Source organism: Campylobacter sp. 1569, assembly GCF_024723675.1.
Classification (GTDB): Bacteria; Campylobacterota; Campylobacteria; order Campylobacterales; family Campylobacteraceae; genus Campylobacter_D; species Campylobacter_D jejuni_C.
In genome coordinates this window covers 1-17,082 of record NZ_JANQDB010000007.1, presented here as the reverse complement: position 1 = coordinate 17,082, position 17,082 = coordinate 1, and the positions used below count along the sequence as shown (strand labels likewise).

The 17,082-nt window shown below is 29.5% G+C and carries 23 protein-coding genes; 22 read left to right on the top strand and 1 reads right to left on the bottom strand.

Annotated features, from left to right (window positions below):
- Positions 1-37 precede the first annotated feature (37 nt).
- From CAMP5060_RS04730 to purU, 4 genes are read left to right on the top strand one after another with little or no spacing between them, the layout of a single operon-like run.
- Entirely contained in the window at positions 38-286 is a 249-nt protein-coding gene (locus tag CAMP5060_RS04730; RefSeq protein ID WP_087699331.1) for a hypothetical protein, read from the top strand.
- Positions 283-720 carry an effector protein CiaD gene (ciaD, locus tag CAMP5060_RS04725; RefSeq protein WP_214125443.1) on the top strand — a complete coding sequence of 146 codons (438 nt, stop codon included), beginning with the start codon at positions 283-285 and terminating at the stop codon, positions 718-720. Before CAMP5060_RS04730 ends, ciaD begins: the two co-directional genes overlap by 4 nt.
- On the top strand, positions 689-1,798 hold the full coding sequence (locus CAMP5060_RS04720) for a CCA tRNA nucleotidyltransferase (RefSeq protein ID WP_337217993.1): 1,110 nt from the start codon (positions 689-691) through the stop codon (positions 1,796-1,798). The genes ciaD and CAMP5060_RS04720 overlap by 32 nt, the downstream gene beginning before the upstream one ends.
- Positions 1,795-2,622: a formyltetrahydrofolate deformylase gene (gene purU, locus CAMP5060_RS04715; protein WP_087699334.1), complete on the top strand. Its 828-nt coding sequence runs from the start codon at positions 1,795-1,797 to the stop codon at positions 2,620-2,622. Before CAMP5060_RS04720 ends, purU begins: the two co-directional genes overlap by 4 nt.
- Positions 2,623-2,651: 29 nt before the next feature.
- On the opposite strand, the gene glnA is transcribed toward purU, so the two are convergent.
- Complete coding sequence (glnA, locus tag CAMP5060_RS04710) at positions 2,652-4,082, bottom strand: type I glutamate--ammonia ligase (protein WP_214100334.1); 1,431 nt, start codon at positions 4,080-4,082, stop codon at positions 2,652-2,654.
- A gap of 214 nt (positions 4,083-4,296) precedes the next feature.
- Here glnA and CAMP5060_RS04705 point away from each other — a divergent pair, with 214 nt between their 5' ends.
- The 18 genes from CAMP5060_RS04705 to CAMP5060_RS04620 all read left to right on the top strand — a co-directional run.
- Positions 4,297-5,007, top strand: coding sequence for a chemotaxis protein (locus CAMP5060_RS04705; RefSeq protein WP_337217992.1), 711 nt, complete (start codon positions 4,297-4,299; stop codon positions 5,005-5,007).
- Entirely contained in the window at positions 5,004-6,260 is a 1,257-nt protein-coding gene (locus CAMP5060_RS04700; protein WP_214100336.1) for a peptidase U32 family protein, read from the top strand. Before CAMP5060_RS04705 ends, CAMP5060_RS04700 begins: the two co-directional genes overlap by 4 nt.
- Positions 6,257-6,751, top strand: a complete 495-nt coding sequence (gene purE / locus CAMP5060_RS04695) for a 5-(carboxyamino)imidazole ribonucleotide mutase (protein WP_214125445.1) — start codon at positions 6,257-6,259, stop codon at positions 6,749-6,751. The genes CAMP5060_RS04700 and purE overlap by 4 nt, the downstream gene beginning before the upstream one ends.
- 9 nt (positions 6,752-6,760) lie before the next feature.
- Complete coding sequence (locus tag CAMP5060_RS04690; RefSeq protein WP_039618600.1) at positions 6,761-7,267, top strand: DUF3972 domain-containing protein; 507 nt, start codon at positions 6,761-6,763, stop codon at positions 7,265-7,267.
- A complete protein-coding gene (glyQ, locus tag CAMP5060_RS04685) occupies positions 7,264-8,124 on the top strand; it encodes a glycine--tRNA ligase subunit alpha (protein WP_087700222.1) in 861 nt (286 codons plus the stop codon). The genes CAMP5060_RS04690 and glyQ overlap by 4 nt, the downstream gene beginning before the upstream one ends.
- Positions 8,114-8,839, top strand: a complete 726-nt coding sequence (locus tag CAMP5060_RS04680) for a Nif3-like dinuclear metal center hexameric protein (RefSeq protein WP_261529666.1) — start codon at positions 8,114-8,116, stop codon at positions 8,837-8,839. The genes glyQ and CAMP5060_RS04680 overlap by 11 nt, the downstream gene beginning before the upstream one ends.
- 11 nt (positions 8,840-8,850) lie before the next feature.
- Entirely contained in the window at positions 8,851-9,570 is a 720-nt protein-coding gene (locus CAMP5060_RS04675; RefSeq protein WP_261529667.1) for a zinc ribbon domain-containing protein, read from the top strand.
- Complete coding sequence (gene waaA, locus CAMP5060_RS04670) at positions 9,567-10,751, top strand: lipid IV(A) 3-deoxy-D-manno-octulosonic acid transferase (RefSeq protein WP_087700217.1); 1,185 nt, start codon at positions 9,567-9,569, stop codon at positions 10,749-10,751. Before CAMP5060_RS04675 ends, waaA begins: the two co-directional genes overlap by 4 nt.
- A complete protein-coding gene (locus CAMP5060_RS04665) occupies positions 10,732-11,484 on the top strand; it encodes a pseudouridine synthase family protein (protein WP_087700215.1) in 753 nt (250 codons plus the stop codon). Before waaA ends, CAMP5060_RS04665 begins: the two co-directional genes overlap by 20 nt.
- A gap of 64 nt (positions 11,485-11,548) precedes the next feature.
- Positions 11,549-12,886, top strand: coding sequence for a signal recognition particle protein (ffh, locus tag CAMP5060_RS04660; RefSeq protein ID WP_214100338.1), 1,338 nt, complete (start codon positions 11,549-11,551; stop codon positions 12,884-12,886).
- A 71-nt stretch (positions 12,887-12,957) separates the two neighbouring features.
- On the top strand, positions 12,958-13,185 hold the full coding sequence (gene rpsP / locus CAMP5060_RS04655) for a 30S ribosomal protein S16 (RefSeq protein ID WP_012661702.1): 228 nt from the start codon (positions 12,958-12,960) through the stop codon (positions 13,183-13,185).
- A 2-nt stretch (positions 13,186-13,187) separates the two neighbouring features.
- Entirely contained in the window at positions 13,188-13,433 is a 246-nt protein-coding gene (locus CAMP5060_RS04650) for a KH domain-containing protein (RefSeq protein WP_012661701.1), read from the top strand.
- Positions 13,423-13,947 carry a ribosome maturation factor RimM gene (gene rimM / locus CAMP5060_RS04645; RefSeq protein ID WP_039618592.1) on the top strand — a complete coding sequence of 175 codons (525 nt, stop codon included), beginning with the start codon at positions 13,423-13,425 and terminating at the stop codon, positions 13,945-13,947. The genes CAMP5060_RS04650 and rimM overlap by 11 nt, the downstream gene beginning before the upstream one ends.
- On the top strand, positions 13,944-14,648 hold the full coding sequence (trmD, locus tag CAMP5060_RS04640; protein WP_087700210.1) for a tRNA (guanosine(37)-N1)-methyltransferase TrmD: 705 nt from the start codon (positions 13,944-13,946) through the stop codon (positions 14,646-14,648). Before rimM ends, trmD begins: the two co-directional genes overlap by 4 nt.
- 11 nt (positions 14,649-14,659) lie before the next feature.
- Positions 14,660-15,016 (top strand): 50S ribosomal protein L19, encoded by a 357-nt coding sequence (rplS, locus tag CAMP5060_RS04635; protein WP_012661698.1) that lies wholly within the window; start codon positions 14,660-14,662, stop codon positions 15,014-15,016.
- Between the two features lie 2 nt (positions 15,017-15,018).
- A complete protein-coding gene (locus CAMP5060_RS04630; RefSeq protein WP_250324976.1) occupies positions 15,019-15,372 on the top strand; it encodes a cupin domain-containing protein in 354 nt (117 codons plus the stop codon).
- Between the two features lie 52 nt (positions 15,373-15,424).
- On the top strand, positions 15,425-16,765 hold the full coding sequence (locus CAMP5060_RS04625; protein WP_214100339.1) for a class II 3-deoxy-7-phosphoheptulonate synthase: 1,341 nt from the start codon (positions 15,425-15,427) through the stop codon (positions 16,763-16,765).
- A partial coding sequence (locus tag CAMP5060_RS04620) for a Spx/MgsR family RNA polymerase-binding regulatory protein (RefSeq protein ID WP_337217991.1) occupies positions 16,759-17,082 on the top strand: 324 nt, incomplete at its 3' end. The genes CAMP5060_RS04625 and CAMP5060_RS04620, both read left to right, overlap by 7 nt.

The following is a 17,082-nucleotide window of genomic DNA, read 5'->3' as shown; positions in this document are numbered from 1 at the left end:
TTTGTTAGAATTTTGACATTTTATTTTTTGTGAGTTAATAATGCGATATACAGTAACAGAAGCTTCTATTTATGAGGCACAAGGTTTAAAAGATGAAGCTTTGGAGATTTATAAAAATATATTAAAACAAGATCCGCAAAATAAAAATGCCATTGATGCTATAAGGCGTTTAAGTGGTTTGCGTTCTAATCATGAAGATTTAAATTATGATATGCTTGATTTTTTTGTTAATATGAAAAGCGAAGAAGAAGTTAATGAATTTAAAAGGTGGTTAATAAAACTATGAATATAGAAGATTTAGCAAAAATGGCCATAAGTGAAGTTAATTCAGAATTAGATAACAAAAAAAGTAAAAATGATGAATTTGCTCCTATGGTAGAAGAAATTACCCAGGAAAAAAGCGTTGATGCTCAAGAGAAAAAAATCAAAGAAGAAATTAGCAAGGTTGCGCAAGAGCTAATTCAAGAATTAGATGATTTAGAAGTAAAAGTAAAAGATGATAAGCAAAATGTCGCTATTAAGGTTGAAGCTTTAGAAGAAAAAGAAGAAAGTATTATAAACAATGAAGAATTTTTCTTAAAAAATCTTAGAGAGCGTATTTTGGTTTTATTTGAAGGATTGAAAAATACTAAAGATGAGCATATAGAAAAAAGACTAGATATGACCATTACCTTTTTAGAGTTTTTACTTGCAAAGATTGAAGATAGACTTAAAAAATAATCAAGATTTTTTAAGTATTAAAAATATGCTTAAACCTTACACGCAAAGAGCTTATCTAGTAGGCGGTTGTGTAAGGAATTCTTTTTTAGATTTATCTAGCGATGATTATGATATAGAAATTTATGATATTAAGCCTAAGCTTTTTGATGAGCTTATGCAAAAACTTGGTGCAAATGGAGTGGGAAAAAGTTTTTTTGTATATAAATACAAAAAATTTGATTTAGCTCTAGCGCGTTATGAAAATAAAATTTCTACAGGCCATAGAGGTTTTGAGGTTAAAGTTTGCAATGATGAGCAAGAAGGTGCTAAAAGAAGGGATTTTACTATTAATGCATTGATGGTAAATATTTTTGATTTTGAATTTTTAGATTTTTTTAATGGTTTGCAAGATTTGCAAGCAAAGATTATAAGGCATATTGATGATAAAAGTTTTATTGAAGATAGTTTAAGGGTGCTTCGTGGAATTTCTTTTGCGTGCAGGTTTGATTTAACAATTACAAAAGAAAGTTTAAAATTAATGCAAACTATGGATATAGGCGATTTATCTAAAGAGCGTATTAATAATGAACTTTATAAAATTTTTAGAACTTCAAGACTAAATAAAGCTTATGAGTATTTCAAAATTTTAAATTTAGAAGAAAAAATATTTTTTTATCAAAGCTGTAATGAAGAATTTGAAAGGTTATTAGAGCATAGTCAAAAATTGATTTATGATGAGGCTTTGTATTTATATTTGTATTTGAATTTTTTTCATATCAATAAAGAGATTTTTTTTAAAAAAACAAAATTAAAAAAAGAACTATTAAAAAAATGTGAACAAGAATTTATTTTAGGTAAAATTGATGATTTTAATTTAGCTAAAATTGCTTTGAAAATGCCACTTTGTAAATGGCTTGGGCTTTGGGATAATGAGCGTATAGCACAAGCAAAGAAATTAAATTTATATCATCATACTTTTGAAAGTAAAATTGGTGCTAATGATTTACTAAAGGAAGGCTTTAGTGGGAAAGAGCTTGGGATTGAGCTTGAAAAAAGAAGATTACAAGAATTAAAAAACTATATAAAGGAGCAAAAATGAATGAATATATTTTAAAAATTTCAAGTAGCGATGAAAAAGGATTGATTTATAGAATTTCAGATGTTATTTTTAAATATAGAATCAATATTATAAAAAATGATGAATTTGTTGGAGAAAATCGTTTTTTCTTTAGGGCGCATTTAGAAGGTGAGCTTGATATAAAAGCTTTTAAAGGAACGCTTGAGGCCATGCTTCCTGATAATGCGCAAATTGAAATTACACCAAAGAGAAAAAAAGATATTATTGTTTTAGCTACCAAAGAAACTCATTGTTTAGGCGAATTACTTATCCGCCAATTTAGTGGGGAATTTAATGCAAATATTAAGGCAGTTATTGCAAATTATGAGATATTAAAACCTTTGGTGGATAAATTTAACATACCTTTTCATACTATTTTAGCACAGGACTTAAGTAGACAAGAGCATGAAAAAAAATTACTAGAGTGTTTAAAACAATATGAGTTTGATTATATTGTTTTAGCAAAATATATGAGAATATTATCTCCATCTTTTGTGGAGTATTTTGAAGGAAAGATTATTAATATCCACCATTCTTTTTTACCTGCATTTATAGGAGCTAATCCTTATAAGCAAGCTTATGAAAGAGGAGTTAAAATTATAGGTGCAACAGCACATTTTGTAAATAATAACTTAGATGAGGGGCCAATTATTACTCAAGATGTTATACCGGTTACTCATGAATATTCTTGGCAGGCTATGCAACAAGCAGGACGTAATGTGGAAAAAAATGTTTTTTCTAAGGCTTTGGATTTGGTGTTTGATGATAGGATTTTTATACACGAAAATAAAACAATAGTATTTTAAATTTTTTGATGCCTTTTTGGCATCAAAAATTAGCAAGAATAACAAGTTTTAAATTCATATGCAGTTGGTCTAGCTTCTACAGGCCATACTTGGGTTTCAAATTTCATATGTTGATAATCATCAATAAACACATCACTCATAACAGGTTTTAAGAAGGCATTTTTTCTAATGAGTGCTTCTAAAGATCCTCTTAAAGTGTGAGGTAATTGCTCTATACCTTTTTCTCTAATCTCATCTAGAGTTAGTGCGAATAAATTTTCATCCATAGGGCCAACCGGTATGGTTTTATTTTTAATACCATCAAGCCCTGCCATAAGCAAGCTTGTAAAAGCTAGGTAAGGATTAGAAGTGCTATCAGGAAATCTGATTTCTACTCTTGCACTTTTTTCATTAATACCATAAGGTACGCGACAACTTGCAGAGCGATTTTGGCAAGAATAGGTTAATATACAAGGTGCTTCAAAACCTGGAACTATTCTTTTATAAGAGTTTGAACTAGGATTAGTAAATGCTGCAACACTTCTTGCATTAGCTAAAATCCCACCGATGTAATTAATCGCACATTCACTTAATTTTCCATAACCTTCTTTATCATAAAATAAATTTACCCCATCTTTCCAAAGGCTCATATGTACATGCATACCACTTCCATTATCTCCATAGAGTGGTTTTGGCATAAAGGTTGCGGTTTTTCCATTTAAATGTGCTACCATTTTTACTACATATTTATAAATTTGTACATTATCGGCAGCTTCAACTAAATTTCCAAATTCTACACCAATCTCAGCTTGTCCTTGTGCTACTTCATGATGATGTACGAAAGTTTTTAAGCCTACTCTTTCTAAAACTTGTACCATTTCAGCTCTAATATCTACACTAGAATCAATAGGACTTACAGGAAAATATCCACCTTTATTTCTTGGGCGATGTCCGCTGTTATAGCTATCTGTGAAATCTTTATTATCATTCCACTCACCTTCTTCAGTATCTACTTCATATTTTGCACAATGAGAAGAATCAACTATTTTTACATTATCAAAAATAAAAAATTCATTTTCAGGACCAAAATAAGCAGTGTCGGCGATATTACTCGTGCTTAAGTGTTGCATTGCTTTTTTAGCAATACTTCTTGGGCATTTTTCATACATTTGTTCTTTGTAAATATCATATACATCACAAATTACTATGATGGTAGGATCTGCTGTAAAAGGATCTAAAAACGCACTTTCTACATCGGGTTTTAAAATCATATCCGATTTTTCTATCGGTTGCCAACCGTGTAAAGAACTTGCATCAAAAGGAATTCCATTTTCAAAAGTATTATCATCAACTGCTTTTATATTGTAAGTGATATGGTGCCAAGTACCTATCATATCGGTAAATCTAAAATCAACAAACATTACTTCATGTTCTTGACAATAGCTAAAAAACTCATCAATATTATTTACAAACTTACCCATTTTTTCTCCTTTTAAATAGGTTTTTAATTTTATTTTTTAAGATTGTAGTATATTTTTTTTAAATTAAGTTTAAATTAATATATTTTTTATTATCAAGTTTGAAAAAATATATTTATATATTAAAAAAATAATTAATTTTAAAAATTAATGTTGAATTATATTTTTTTATAATATAATCACGATTAGTTTTTTATTATATAAAAAAGGTGCAATGATGACTCAAGAAGAATTAGATGCTTTAATGAATGGCTCTGAAGATTTAGATCTTGACTCTGTAGAAGATGAAGATTTAAAAAAACCAGAAACAGATTATGAGGATGAAGAAAAAAATAAAAAAATTGTCGATGAGATGATAAATGGCGATTATAAAGCTAGAGCAGATATAGCTTGGCCACCACCACCACCTAGTAAAGAGCATAAAGTTGTACATCAGCTTGATGATGTTACAAGAGATAGTGAAATTAAAGCAACTGAAATGATGGAGAAGTTGGAAGCTATTAACGATTTTTTTGCAAATTCAGAAAATGAGCTTTGTGTAATCAGTGATGCTTTAAATAAAAATATAGATATCTTTGAAAAGTTAAATGCGAAATTTCCAAATGTAGCGAGTTTTAAAGAAGCTATTGAAATAAATAATAATGCTAAAAATATTATAGATGAGATTACAGGTTGCTTACAAACTGGGCAAGATGAGGTTATGATGGCAATGGATGCTATGCAATATCAAGATATTCATCGTCAAAAAATCGAGCGTGTTATTAATGTTATGAGAGCTTTAAGTAGATATATGAGTAGTTTATTTGAAGGCAAAATTGATGATGAAAAACGTGTTGGTTCAGCTGTTCATATTCAAGGGGATTCCACTACAGATGTTGTAAGTAATGATGATATTGAGGCATTAATTGCAAGCTTAGGGAAAAAATGATTATTCCTGAAATAGTTGCTCCTGCAGGAAATTTTGCAAAATTAAAAATAGCATTGGCTTATGGAGCTGATGCTGTCTATGCAGGAGTGAGTAATTTTTCATTAAGAGCAAGAACTGCTAGAGATTTTAATTATGAAACTTTTAAGGAAGCTATTGATTATACCCATGCAAGAGGAAAAAAAATTTATGTAACTATCAATGGGTTTCATTTTAGTTCGCAAATTGAAGGTTTGAAAAGGCATATTTTAAAATTAAAAGAAATGAAACCTGATGCTTTTATAGTAGCATCTGTAGGTGCTATGCGTTTAGTTAAAGAACTTGCGCCCGAAATTAATCTTCATGTGTCCACCCAAGCTAATATTTTAAACTATTTAGACGCTCAAGTTTATAAAGATATGGGTGCAAAGCGTGTTGTTATAGCAAGGGAACTTGGCTTAAAAGATGCAAAAGATTTAAAAAATAATTGTGATATCGAGCTTGAAAGTTTTGTCCATGGTTCTATGTGCTTTGCGTATTCTGGTAGATGTTTAATAAGTTCAGTGCAAAGTGGACGCATGAGCAATCGTGGCTCTTGTGCAAATGATTGCAGATTTAATTATGAACTTTATGCGAAAAATCCAGAAACAAATACGCTTTTTAGATTAGAAGAAGATGAAAATGGCACACATGTATTTAATTCTAAAGATTTAAATCTAAGCTCATATATTCAAAAAATTATGCAAGAAAATTGTATTCATGCCTTTAAAATAGAAGGCAGAACAAAAAGTGAGTATTATGTAGCTTTGACTACAAGAACTTATAAAATGGCAGTGCAAGATGTATTGCAAAATACTTTTGATGCTGCTAAATATGAAAAAGAAATCTATACTTTAAAACACAGAGGTTTTACAGATGGATATTTAGTTTCAAGAGCTTATGAAAAAACAGATTCTATTAATCATGATACAAGCATAGAAGAAGGAACTCATCAAGTGCATGCTATTAGCGAAGATGGTGAGTTTTTTAAATGTAAAGGCAAAATAGAATTAAACAAAGAATATGAAATTTTAGCCCCGGTTAATTCTAATATAGAATTAGGAGAAAATAAATTAGGCTTAATTTATGAAAATGAAGGAAAAAAATTCATAGTGTTTAAACAATTATTAGCAAAAAACAATAAAGAATTTAGTGAAATTCATAGTGGCAATGAAAATGAAATTACTTTGCCGTTTAAGCTTCCAGAATTTAGCTTTTTAAGAAGGAGTGTTGAATGAAATTTGTTTCTATATTGATGGGGAGTAAGAGTGATTATGATGTAGTAAAAGAAGCTTTGGAAATTTTGGAAAAATTTGATGTTAAATATGAAATCTTAATCACTTCAGCACATAGAAGTCCTCAAAGAACTCAAGAATACATTAAAAACGCAGAAGAAAAAGGTGCAAAAGTATTTATTGCTGCAGCGGGTATGGCAGCACATTTAGCAGGAGCTGTTGCAGCACATACAACAAAACCTGTTTTAGGTATACCTATGCCAGGAAGCAATTTAGCAAGTATGGATTCTTTATTTTCTACTGTTCAAATGCCAAGTGGGATTCCTGTAGCAACTGTAGCTATAGGTAAAGCAGGAGCTATTAACGCAGCTTATTTAGCTGTGCAAATTTTAGCAATAGATGATGAATCTTTAGCGCAAAAATTATTAGAAGATAGAAAAAAACAACAAGAAAAACTTATTCAAGATTCTAGTGCAATTGAAGTTTTTCTTTAAGGAGCATATATGCAAACTTACTTGGAATTAAAAGAATTTTGTCAATTAGTGCATTTATCTGAAGATGTTGTAAAAGGAATGATGGCAAATGGTGCTTTAAATTTCAAAGAAGAAGAGGGTAAAATTTATATAGAAGCTAACCAAGGAACTTTTAGTGTAGTGCCTATGAGTTCAAAACAACCTGCTATGGTAAATTCTATGACCTTAGCAGGAGAAAGTTTTGTAGAAAAAACCATAGGAACTATTTTAAATTTGCATGAAAAGGTTCTTGATGCTAAGGATGAAACCTTAGAGGCTTTAAAGGGTGAGAATAAATTTTTAAAAGATGCTCTTTATTCTATGCAAGAACTTTATGATGAGGATAGAAAAACCATAGAAAATCTTAACGAACAGCTTAAATATGCGCGTAATGAAGTAGAATTTCTAAAAAGAAAATATAAAATGATGTGGAATAAAACAGTGGAATTGTATGCAAATTCACCTGAAAAGCCAGAAGAAATAAAGGAAGAAAAATGACCTTTTCTCAAATGATATTAAATTTACAAGAATTTTGGCAAAAGCAAGGTTGTGCTATTATGCAACCTTATGATTTTCCAGCAGGTGCAGGGACTTTTCACCCAGCAACTTTTTTAAGAAGTTTAGGAAAAAAGCCATGGGCGACTGCTTATGTAGCACCAAGTAGAAGGCCAACTGATGGAAGATATGGTGAAAATCCTAATAGGTTAGGTGCTTATTATCAATTTCAAGTTTTAATTAAACCAAGTCCTGATAATATCCAAGAATTATACTTAAAAAGTTTAGAAAATTTAGGTTTTGATTTAAAATCGCATGATATTCGTTTTGTTGAAGATAACTGGGAAAGCCCAAGTTTAGGTGCTTGGGGTTTAGGCTGGGAAGTTTGGCTTGATGGTATGGAAGTGACACAATTTACTTATTTTCAGCAAGTTGGTGGTATAAGCGTAGATTTAGTAAGTGCTGAAATTACCTATGGTTTAGAAAGACTTGCAATGTATTTACAAGATGTAGATAATGTATACGACATAGTTTGGAATGAATTTAATGGTGAAAAAATTACCTATAAAGATGTTCATAAGCAAGGTGAGTTTGAATTTAGTAAATATAATTTTGAAGTAAGTGATGTAAAAACTTTAAATATGCAATTTGAAAATGCTTACAATGAGTGTAAAAATGCCCTAGAAGCAAAACTTGCATTACCTGCATATGATTATTGTATGTTAGCAGCACATACTTTTAATTTGCTTGATGCAAGGGGTGCTATTTCTGTCACACAAAGACAGGATTTTATGCTTAAAATTAGAGAATTATCTAAAAACTGTGCTTTGGTATATAAAGAAAATTTAGATGAAAATTAAAGAAATTTATGATTATTTAGACACTATTAGCCCATTTAGTACTCAAAGTTCATGGGATAATAGTGGTTTGTTGCTTGGAAATTTTGATCAAGACATAAATAAAATTTATCTTGCCCTTGATGTGGATATGCATTTAATTGAAAATGCAAGTGAAAATTCACTTTTTATAGTTCATCACCCTTTAATTTTTAAAGGTTTGAAAAACTTAAGTGGAGTGTTTTACCCACAAAATCTTCTTGCTAAAATGATACAAAAAAATATAGCCTTAATTGCTATGCATACAAATTTTGATTTAAGTCATTTAAATGCTTATTTTGCTAATGAAATTTTGGGTTTTAAAATCAAAGAGCAAAATGAATTTTTGATTTATTGTGATGTTGATTTTAAATTTAATGATTTAATCACTCACGTGAAAAAAAGTTTAAAGCTTGATTGTATAAGAGTTGTAAATGCAGGTAAAGAGAAAATCAAAACTATAGCAATTTGTACGGGTAGTGGAGGGGATTTAGTTTCTAGCGTTAGGGCAGATTGCTTTTTAAGTGGAGATTTTAAATATCACCAAGCTTTGGAAAGTTATCACAATAAACTTAGTTTGATTGATATAGGGCATTATGAAAGCGAATCTTGTTTTAGTGAAATTTTAGCAAAAGATTTGCAAAAATTTCATTTAGAAGTTATAATATCAGTTTCAAAAAACCCATTTCAATATTTTTAAGGAAAAATTCAATGAATAAATACCTAGAACAACTTATAACTTTATCACAAATTGATAAAGAACTTGATGGTTTTACAAATAAAGTAGAAGATGCTACAAAAGATTTAAAAGAAAAGCGTAATTTGCTCGATAAAACTGAAGAGGAAATTGTCAGTTTTGAAAAAGATATCAAAGATATAGAAAATCAAAAAATACAAAATAATAATCATATTGCAGAATTTAGTGTAAAAATCAAAGAAATAGCTAAAAAAAGTGCTGCAGTAAAAACTGAAAAAGAAGCAAATGCTTTAAAAATTGAAGAAGATATAGCTAAAGAGCAACTTGATGCAGCAAATGAAGAAATAGAAAGATTAGATAAAATTTTAGAAAATAAAGAAAAATTCATACAAGAATTACAAGCTAAAAGAAGCGAACTTGAAAATGAAGTGGACCAAATTGATGCTCAAACTAAAGCTGTATTAGTAGATATTGAAAAAGATAGATTACAAATTTATGATAAAAAAGTTAAACTAATGGGTGAAATAAATCAAAAAGTTTTAACTTTTTATGAAAAAATCAGAAAATGGGCGGGAAATAGCGCTGTAGTTCCTGTAAAAAAACATGCTTGTTATGGCTGTTTTATGAGAATTTATGACAAAACTTATTTAGCAGTTTTAAAAGGCGATGAAATAGTAACTTGCCCACATTGTGGAAGAATTTTATATAAAGAAAAAGAAGAAAATCAAAATTGATTTTTTTTTATTATATTTTTGCTGTGATTGTATATGTAATCACAGCTCCTTTTTTATTGATTTTAAGTTTTTGCAAGGAAAAATATAAAATATCATTAAAATCAAGATTTTTTCTTTACAAAAATTTAAAACAAAAACAAGGTGATGTATATTTTCATGCTTGTTCTTTTGGTGAGATTAAAAGCCTTATTCCTTTAATAAAACTTTTTCCAACTTGTAAAATTTCAACCATCACTCAAACCGGTTTTAGCGAAGCTTTAAAATATTCTAAAAAAGTAAATTTTTTCCCATTTGAAATTTTCGTGCCTTTTTGGATAAGACCTTGTAAAGTTTTGGTTATTTTTGAAGCAGAGCTTTGGCTTATGCTCGTGTTTATGGCTAAATTTTACAATGCAAAAGTGATTTTGTTAAATGCTAGAATTAGTGATAGATCTTTAAAAAATTACAAGCGTTTTAGTTTTTTTTATCGTTTGATTTTTAAATATATTGATGTTGTATTTGCACAAAGTCAAAAAGACAAAGAAAGATTAGAGTGTCTGGGTGCTAAAAATGTTATAGCATATAAAAATATCAAAGCTAATATAAAACAAGAGCAAGTGAAAAGCTATGCTAAACCTAAAGCTAGAATTATTATATTTGCTAGCACACATGAAAATGAAGAGCGATTATTGCTTAATGAAATTAAATTAGAAGAAAATGATAAATTGATTATTGCCCCAAGACATCCGGAGCGCTTTGGTGAAGTTGAGGAAATTTTAAAAGATTTTTGTCAAAAAAATCACTATAATATGCAAAAATTTTCAGACTTTACTTTAAGTGAAAATGATTTTGCAAATTTTTTTAATGCTAAATGTTTATTATTAGATACTTTAGGTGAGTTAGAAAGTTTTTATAAGATTAGCGATGTGGTTTTTTTATGTGGCTCTTTTATAAACAATATAGGTGGACATAATCCTATAGAAGCAGCTAGATGGAATAATATTATTATTTCAGGGAAATATTTTTTTAATCAAGAAAGTTTATATCAAGAAGTTGATGGTTTGTATATTTGTGAGAATGTAAAAGATATAAATGTTTTTTTAAAGCAAAAATTATTACAAGCGCAAGTCAAAGAACAAAGTGATTTAAGTGAAGTTATATTAAATATAAAAGAAGGTTTAGATGCAAGAAAAAGCTTATAAATTGCTTGCAATGCAAGAAAAGATTTCTAATAATACAGCAAAAGATTTGATTGACAAAGGCTGTGTTTTTGCTATGGGTAAAAAGGTTGTTATAGCTAGAGCTTTGATGAGCTCAAAAACAAGATTTGTTGTACAAAAAATAAAAAAAGCAAAAATACTTTTTGAAGACGATAAAATCATAGCCTTAAATAAGCCTTATGGGGAAATTAGCGAGAATTTAGAAGGTGTTTATAAGGCTAAATTAATCAATAGGCTTGATAAAGAAACAAGTGGGGTTTTACTTTTAAGCAAAGATGAGGAGTTTAGATTAAAATGCATTCAAGAGTATAAAAAACAAAATGTTTATAAAAGCTATTTAGCTATTGTTGATGGAGTAATTGCTGAAGAACTTGAAATTTGTGAAAAAATAACTACTATAAAAAACAAATCTGGAGCCTTTAGTAAAATCGATAAATTTGGCTTAGAAGCTCATACCCAAGTTATACCTTTAATGGTAAATGCAAAAAAAACTTTAATAAAAGCAGTCATTAAAACAGGTAGAACACATCAAATTAGAGTGCATTTAAATCATATAAAACATGGTATTATAGGTGATGAAAAATATGCAAAAATTAGCTCTTCTAGAATGTATTTGCACTCTTATGAAACGCATATTTTTGATTATCAATTTAAAGCCTTGCTTGATGAGAGTTTTAATGCTTATGGTTTTGAAATAAAAAATTTAAATTTTTAAAGGCGTTTAAAGCTAAAAGGGTTTATAATTTAGCTTTTTAAAATTTTAATAAAGGGAAAATAAAGTGTTTGAAATAGTTAGTGAGTCATTTAAATCCGCAGTTAATAAACTTCGTTTTGTTGATGATGAAAAAGCTTTAAAAAATGCTCTTGACACTTTAAAAAAAGCCCTTTTAAAAGCAGATGTACATCATAAAGTTACGAAAGAATTGCTTACTTTAGTAGAAAATGATGTAAAAACTAATGGTATAGGCCAAAAGCAATTTTTAGACTCAATTAAGAAAAATTTAGAAGAAATTCTTAGTGTTAAAGGTAAAAATCAAGGTTTTGTATTTGCTAGTAAGCCACCTACGGTTGTTTTGATGTGTGGTTTGCAAGGTGGTGGTAAAACTACTACTACGGTAAAAATTGCTAATTATTTAAAGCTAAGAAATAAAAAAGTATTAATTGCTGCATGTGACTTGCAAAGATTAGCTGCGGTAGAGCAATTAAGACAACTCACTCAAGCTAATGAGCTTGATTTATTTTTCATAGAAAATGAAAGTAATCCTTTAAATGTAGCTAAACAAGCTTTAGAAAAAGCAAAAAATTCTATGTATGATGTTTTGCTTGTAGATACTGCTGGTCGCTTGGCGATCGATACAGCTTTGATGAATGAGCTTAAAGAAGTAAAAGCTATTTTAAATCCTGATGAAGTATTTTATGTAGCTGATGCTATGAGTGGTCAAGATGGAGTTAAGACAGCAAGTAGTTTCAATGAAGCTTTAGAAATTACAGGGGTTATTTTAAGTAAATTTGATGCAGATACCAAAGGTGGTGTTGCACTAGGTATAGCTAAACAAGTTGGTGTGCCTTTAAGATTTATTGGTGTTGGTGAGAAAGTAGCTGATTTAGAAGTATTTATCCCTGATAGAATTGTTAATCGTATCATGGGTGAGGGTGATTTAGCGACTTTGGCTGAAAAAACTGCAGCGATCATTGATGAAAAAGAAGCAAAAAAACTAAATAAGAAAATCAAAAAAGGCGAATTTAATTTTAATGACTTTTTAAATCAAATGGAAAGCGTTAAAAAGCTTGGTAGTATGAAATCAATCATTGGTATGATACCTGGTTTATCATCTATGGCAGCAAATATTAAAGATATTGACTTAGATAATTCTAAAGAAATTATTCATATTAAGGCAATGATTTCATCAATGACACCAAAAGAAAGAGAGAATCCTGATTTATTAAACAATGCAAGAAAGCGACGTATTGCAGAGGGTGCTGGTTTATCTCAAATGGAAGTAAATCGCTTTTTAAAACAATTTAGTAATGCAGCTAAGCTGGCAAAGAAATTTTCAAATAAAAAAGGAATGGAAAATTTTATGAATATGTTGCAGCAAGCTAAAAGACCACAATAATTAAAGCTTTTTTATGGATATATGAGTTAAAATATCTATAACAAAATTTTAATTTTTTTAGGAGTATTAAAATGACAGTAATCAGACTTACAAAAATGGGACGTAAAAAAAGACCATTTTATCGTATAGTTGTAACTGATAGTAGAAAAAGACGTGATGGTAGCTGGATAGAAAGCATTGGATATTACAATCCTATGGTTGAGCCTGAAGTGGTAAAATTTGATGCTGAGCGTTTAGCTTATTGGAAAAGCGTAGGTGCAAAATTAAGCGATAGAGTAGCAGCTATTACAAGCAAATAAAAATGGTTGAAAATTTTTTAAGAGAATACGCAAAATTAATTGTTGATTTTCCTGAAAAAGTTGATATACAAAGACAAAATTTAGAAAACAATTTTGCTGAAATTATCATTTATGTCGATCCATCTGATACTGGTAAGTTGATCGGAAAAAATGGAAAATTAATCAACGCAATAAAAACAGTCATTATGGCTTACAAAGTTAAAGATGCAACTTCATATCGTATAACGGTAAAAGCCATTGAAGAATGATTTAGTCCAAGTTGCTAAACTTGGGAAAAGTGTTGGTTTAAAAGGTTATGTAAAATTACATAATCTTAGTGATTTTTATGAGCAGTTTAAAATAGGTGCTAAATTTTTTGATATTAATCAGAAAATTTACACCATAAAGGCTTTTGATAAAACTAGATCTTTAGTTTTATTTGAAGGCTTTGAGAGTGTTGAGGCTGCTAAAACCTTAACTAATATTACTCTTTTTCAAACTATTGAAGCTACAAAAGAAACTTGTAAATTAAAAAAAGATGAGTATTTTTATTTTGACATAATTGGATGTGATGTTATTGAAAATGAGCAAAAATTAGGTGTAGTTGAAGACATTTTAGAAAATGGAGCGGGGTTTTTATTTTGTATAAAATGTGATGAAAAACTACAAACAAAGGTTAAAAATTTTTATATTCCTTATGTTGATAAATATATTCAAAAAGTTGATGTAGAAAATAAAAAGATATTCACACAATCTGCTTTAGATATTTTAGAAAATTCATGAAATATACTTTTGTAAGTTTATTCCCAGAGCTTATTGAACCTTATTTTCAAACTTCTATTTTGGCAAGGGCAAAAGAAAAGGGGATATTAGAATTTGCTTTTGTAAATCCTAGAAATTTTACCACAAACAAGCACTTTAAAGTAGATGATTATAAAATAGGAGGAGGTGCAGGGCTTTTGCTACAAGCTCAGCCTTTGTATGATTGCTTAATGCATATTAAAAAGCAAGATAAAAATGTTCATTTTGTTTTTCTTTTGCCTTGTGCTAAGACTTTTAAGCAAATTGATGCTAAAAGATTAAGCAAGAAAGATCATATTTGTTTTGTAAGTAGTAGATATGAGGGGTTGGATGAGCGCATTGTGGAAGAATTTGCTAATGAAGTATTTTCTATAGGTGATTTTATACTTACAGGTGGAGAATTAGCGTCTTTGGTGATGTGTGATGCTATTAGCAGAAATATTCAAGATGTTCTTGGAAATAGTGAAAGCTTAAGTGAGGAAAGTTTTGAAAATGACTTATTAGAAGCTCCATCGTTTTCTAAACCTTTTATTTTTGAAAAGGAAAATAAAAAATTTTATGTGCCTTCAGAGTTTTTAAAGGGAAATCACGCTAAAATCACAGCTTTAAAAACTACTTTGGCGTCTTGCAAAACGAAATATTTTCGTCCTGATTTGTATCAAAAGCATGAACGCAAATTTTAAGGAATATCGTTATGAAAAATAAATACATTGAGCAATTTGAGCAAAAACAAATTGAAGGTAAAAATGTTCCAGAATTTCGTGCTGGAGATACTTTAAGACTTGCTATTCGCATTAAAGAAGGCGATAAAACAAGAATTCAAAATTTTGAAGGTATTTGTATAGCACGTAGAGGAAATGGTGTAGATGAAACTTTCATTGTACGCAAAATCGGCGCTAATAATGTAGGTGTTGAAAGAATTTTCCCTATTTATAGTGAAAGTTTAGAAAGTATTACAGTATTAAGAAGAGGTCGTGTACGTCGTGCTAGATTATTCTACCTAAGAGATAGAAGAGGCAAGGCTGCTCGTATTAAAGAACTTAAAAAATAAAAGTGAAATTTAGAACTCAAATATATGAAGTAATTTCTTGGGAACAAGAAATTCAAAATGGCATAAATATATCTAAGAAAATAGAAAATGCTTATGCTAAAGAAATCTGCATAACTATGTCAAAAGATAGCTTTATGAAAGATCATAAAGCACCTTTTGATATTACCATACAAGTGTTAAAAGGCTCCATTGATTTTGGAGTTTTAAATCAACAAATTCTACTTAAAACGCTAGATAGTATAAGTTTAAAGGCTCATGAAATCCATAATCTTTTAGCACTAGAAGATTCCATAGTGCGCTTAAGTTTATATAAGCAAGATAGTCTTGAACGCGTTGAAAGTGTTTTAAAATCTTAATTTAAGTCTCATTTTGTATAATTTTAGCTTACTAAAATGAGGAAGTTAAGCTATGAAATGGACTAAAGATTCTTGGAAAAATTATAAAATTCAGCAACAGCCACAATATCCTGATGAAAATGAATTACAAGATGTTGTTAAAAAATTAGAAAAATTACCACCGCTTGTTTTTGCAGGTGAGGTGGATAAGTTAAAAAAATCCCTTGTTAAGGTTGTAAATTCTCAAGCATTTTTACTCCAAGGAGGAGATTGTGCTGAGAGTTTTGTAAATTTTGGCGCTGATAATATAAGAGATATGTTTAAAGTTATGCTTCAAATGGCTATAGTACTTACTTTTGCAGGATCTTGTCCTATCGTTAAAGTAGGGCGCGTTGCAGGGCAGTTTGCAAAGCCAAGAAGTAGTGATTTTGAAGAGGTTGATGGGGTAAAGCTTCCAAGTTATCGTGGGGATATTATCAATGGTTTTGAATTTAATGAAAAATCAAGAATAGCTGATCCTAAAAGAATGTTAGAAGCATACTATCAAAGTGCTACAACTTTAAATTTATTAAGAGCTTTTTCAAGAGGTGGTTTAGCGGATTTAAGAGTAGTGCATAAGTGGAATTTGGGTTTTTTAAAAAAAGCAGAGCTTGGGAAAAAATATGATGAACTTAGTGAAAAAATCACTCAAGCTTTAGCCTTTATGCAAGCTTGCGGTATTACCGATACTCCAAATCTTTCTCAAACAGCCTTTTATACTTCTCATGAAGCCTTGCTTTTGCCTTATGAGGAAGCTTTAACTAGGGTAGATAGTTTAAGCGGGGAAATTTATGATTGTTCGGCACATATGCTTTGGATAGGTGAGCGTACTAGAAAGGCAGATGAAGCACATGTGCATTTTTTAAGTGGAGTAAAAAATCCACTTGGTGTTAAGCTTAGTGCTAATTATGATTTAGATGAGATAAAAAAGCTAGTAAGTATTTTAAATCCGCATAATGAAGCAGGAAGATTAAATTTCATCATCCGTATGGGATGTGATAAGATAGAAAATGCCTTGCCAAAATTATTTAAAGAGTTAAAACAAGAAGGGTTTAATATACTTTATAGTATTGATCCTATGCATGCAAATACGGTTAAATCAGGTAGTTTTAAAACAAGAGAATTTGATAAAATCATTCAAGAAGTGCGTGCGTTTTTTGAGATAGCTATGAATGAAGGAGTGTATCCTGGTGGGGTACATTTGGAAATGACAGGGCAAAATGTAACAGAATGTGTAGGAGGTTCTTTAAATATTACTCAAGAAGAACTTTCTAAACGCTATGAAACACAATGTGATCCAAGATTAAATGCTGACCAAGCTTTAGAATTAGCATTTATTATAGCAGACTTAGTTAAAAAGGCAAGAAAATGTTAAAATTTTATGGTATTAAAAATTGTAATAGTGTTAAAAAAGCCATGGATTATTTAAATTCTAAGCAAGTTGAATTTGAATTTTTAGACATTAAAAAGCTAGATGAAGAAACCTTGGATTTTTGGCTTAGTAAAAGGAGTGTTTTAGAGCTTGTAAATACAGCGGGTATGAGTGCTAGAAAATTAGGGTTAAATAAAGAAAAACTCCAAAATTTAAGCCAAGATGAGATTAAAGTGATGATTTTACAAAATCCAACGCTTATAAAACGCCCATTAATTGTAAAAGATGATGAAGTTTTTATAGCTAAAGAATATGAGAGC

Coding starts and splice junctions, on each gene's coding strand:
- CAMP5060_RS04700 (WP_214100336.1), top strand. CDS start 5,004: ATGATTATTCCTGAAATAGTTGCTCCTGCAGGAAATTTTGCAAAATTA.
- trmD (WP_087700210.1), top strand. CDS start 13,944: ATGAAATATACTTTTGTAAGTTTATTCCCAGAGCTTATTGAACCTTAT.
- CAMP5060_RS04705 (WP_337217992.1), top strand. CDS start 4,297: ATGACTCAAGAAGAATTAGATGCTTTAATGAATGGCTCTGAAGATTTA.
- CAMP5060_RS04690 (WP_039618600.1), top strand. CDS start 6,761: ATGCAAACTTACTTGGAATTAAAAGAATTTTGTCAATTAGTGCATTTA.
- rpsP (WP_012661702.1), top strand. CDS start 12,958: ATGACAGTAATCAGACTTACAAAAATGGGACGTAAAAAAAGACCATTT.
- CAMP5060_RS04665 (WP_087700215.1), top strand. CDS start 10,732: ATGCAAGAAAAAGCTTATAAATTGCTTGCAATGCAAGAAAAGATTTCT.
- CAMP5060_RS04680 (WP_261529666.1), top strand. CDS start 8,114: ATGAAAATTAAAGAAATTTATGATTATTTAGACACTATTAGCCCATTT.
- ciaD (WP_214125443.1), top strand. CDS start 283: ATGAATATAGAAGATTTAGCAAAAATGGCCATAAGTGAAGTTAATTCA.
- purE (WP_214125445.1), top strand. CDS start 6,257: ATGAAATTTGTTTCTATATTGATGGGGAGTAAGAGTGATTATGATGTA.
- rplS (WP_012661698.1), top strand. CDS start 14,660: ATGAAAAATAAATACATTGAGCAATTTGAGCAAAAACAAATTGAAGGT.
- CAMP5060_RS04625 (WP_214100339.1), top strand. CDS start 15,425: ATGAAATGGACTAAAGATTCTTGGAAAAATTATAAAATTCAGCAACAG.
- CAMP5060_RS04675 (WP_261529667.1), top strand. CDS start 8,851: ATGAATAAATACCTAGAACAACTTATAACTTTATCACAAATTGATAAA.
- glnA (WP_214100334.1), bottom strand. CDS start 4,082: ATGGGTAAGTTTGTAAATAATATTGATGAGTTTTTTAGCTATTGTCAA.
- glyQ (WP_087700222.1), top strand. CDS start 7,264: ATGACCTTTTCTCAAATGATATTAAATTTACAAGAATTTTGGCAAAAG.
- purU (WP_087699334.1), top strand. CDS start 1,795: ATGAATGAATATATTTTAAAAATTTCAAGTAGCGATGAAAAAGGATTG.
- CAMP5060_RS04650 (WP_012661701.1), top strand. CDS start 13,188: ATGGTTGAAAATTTTTTAAGAGAATACGCAAAATTAATTGTTGATTTT.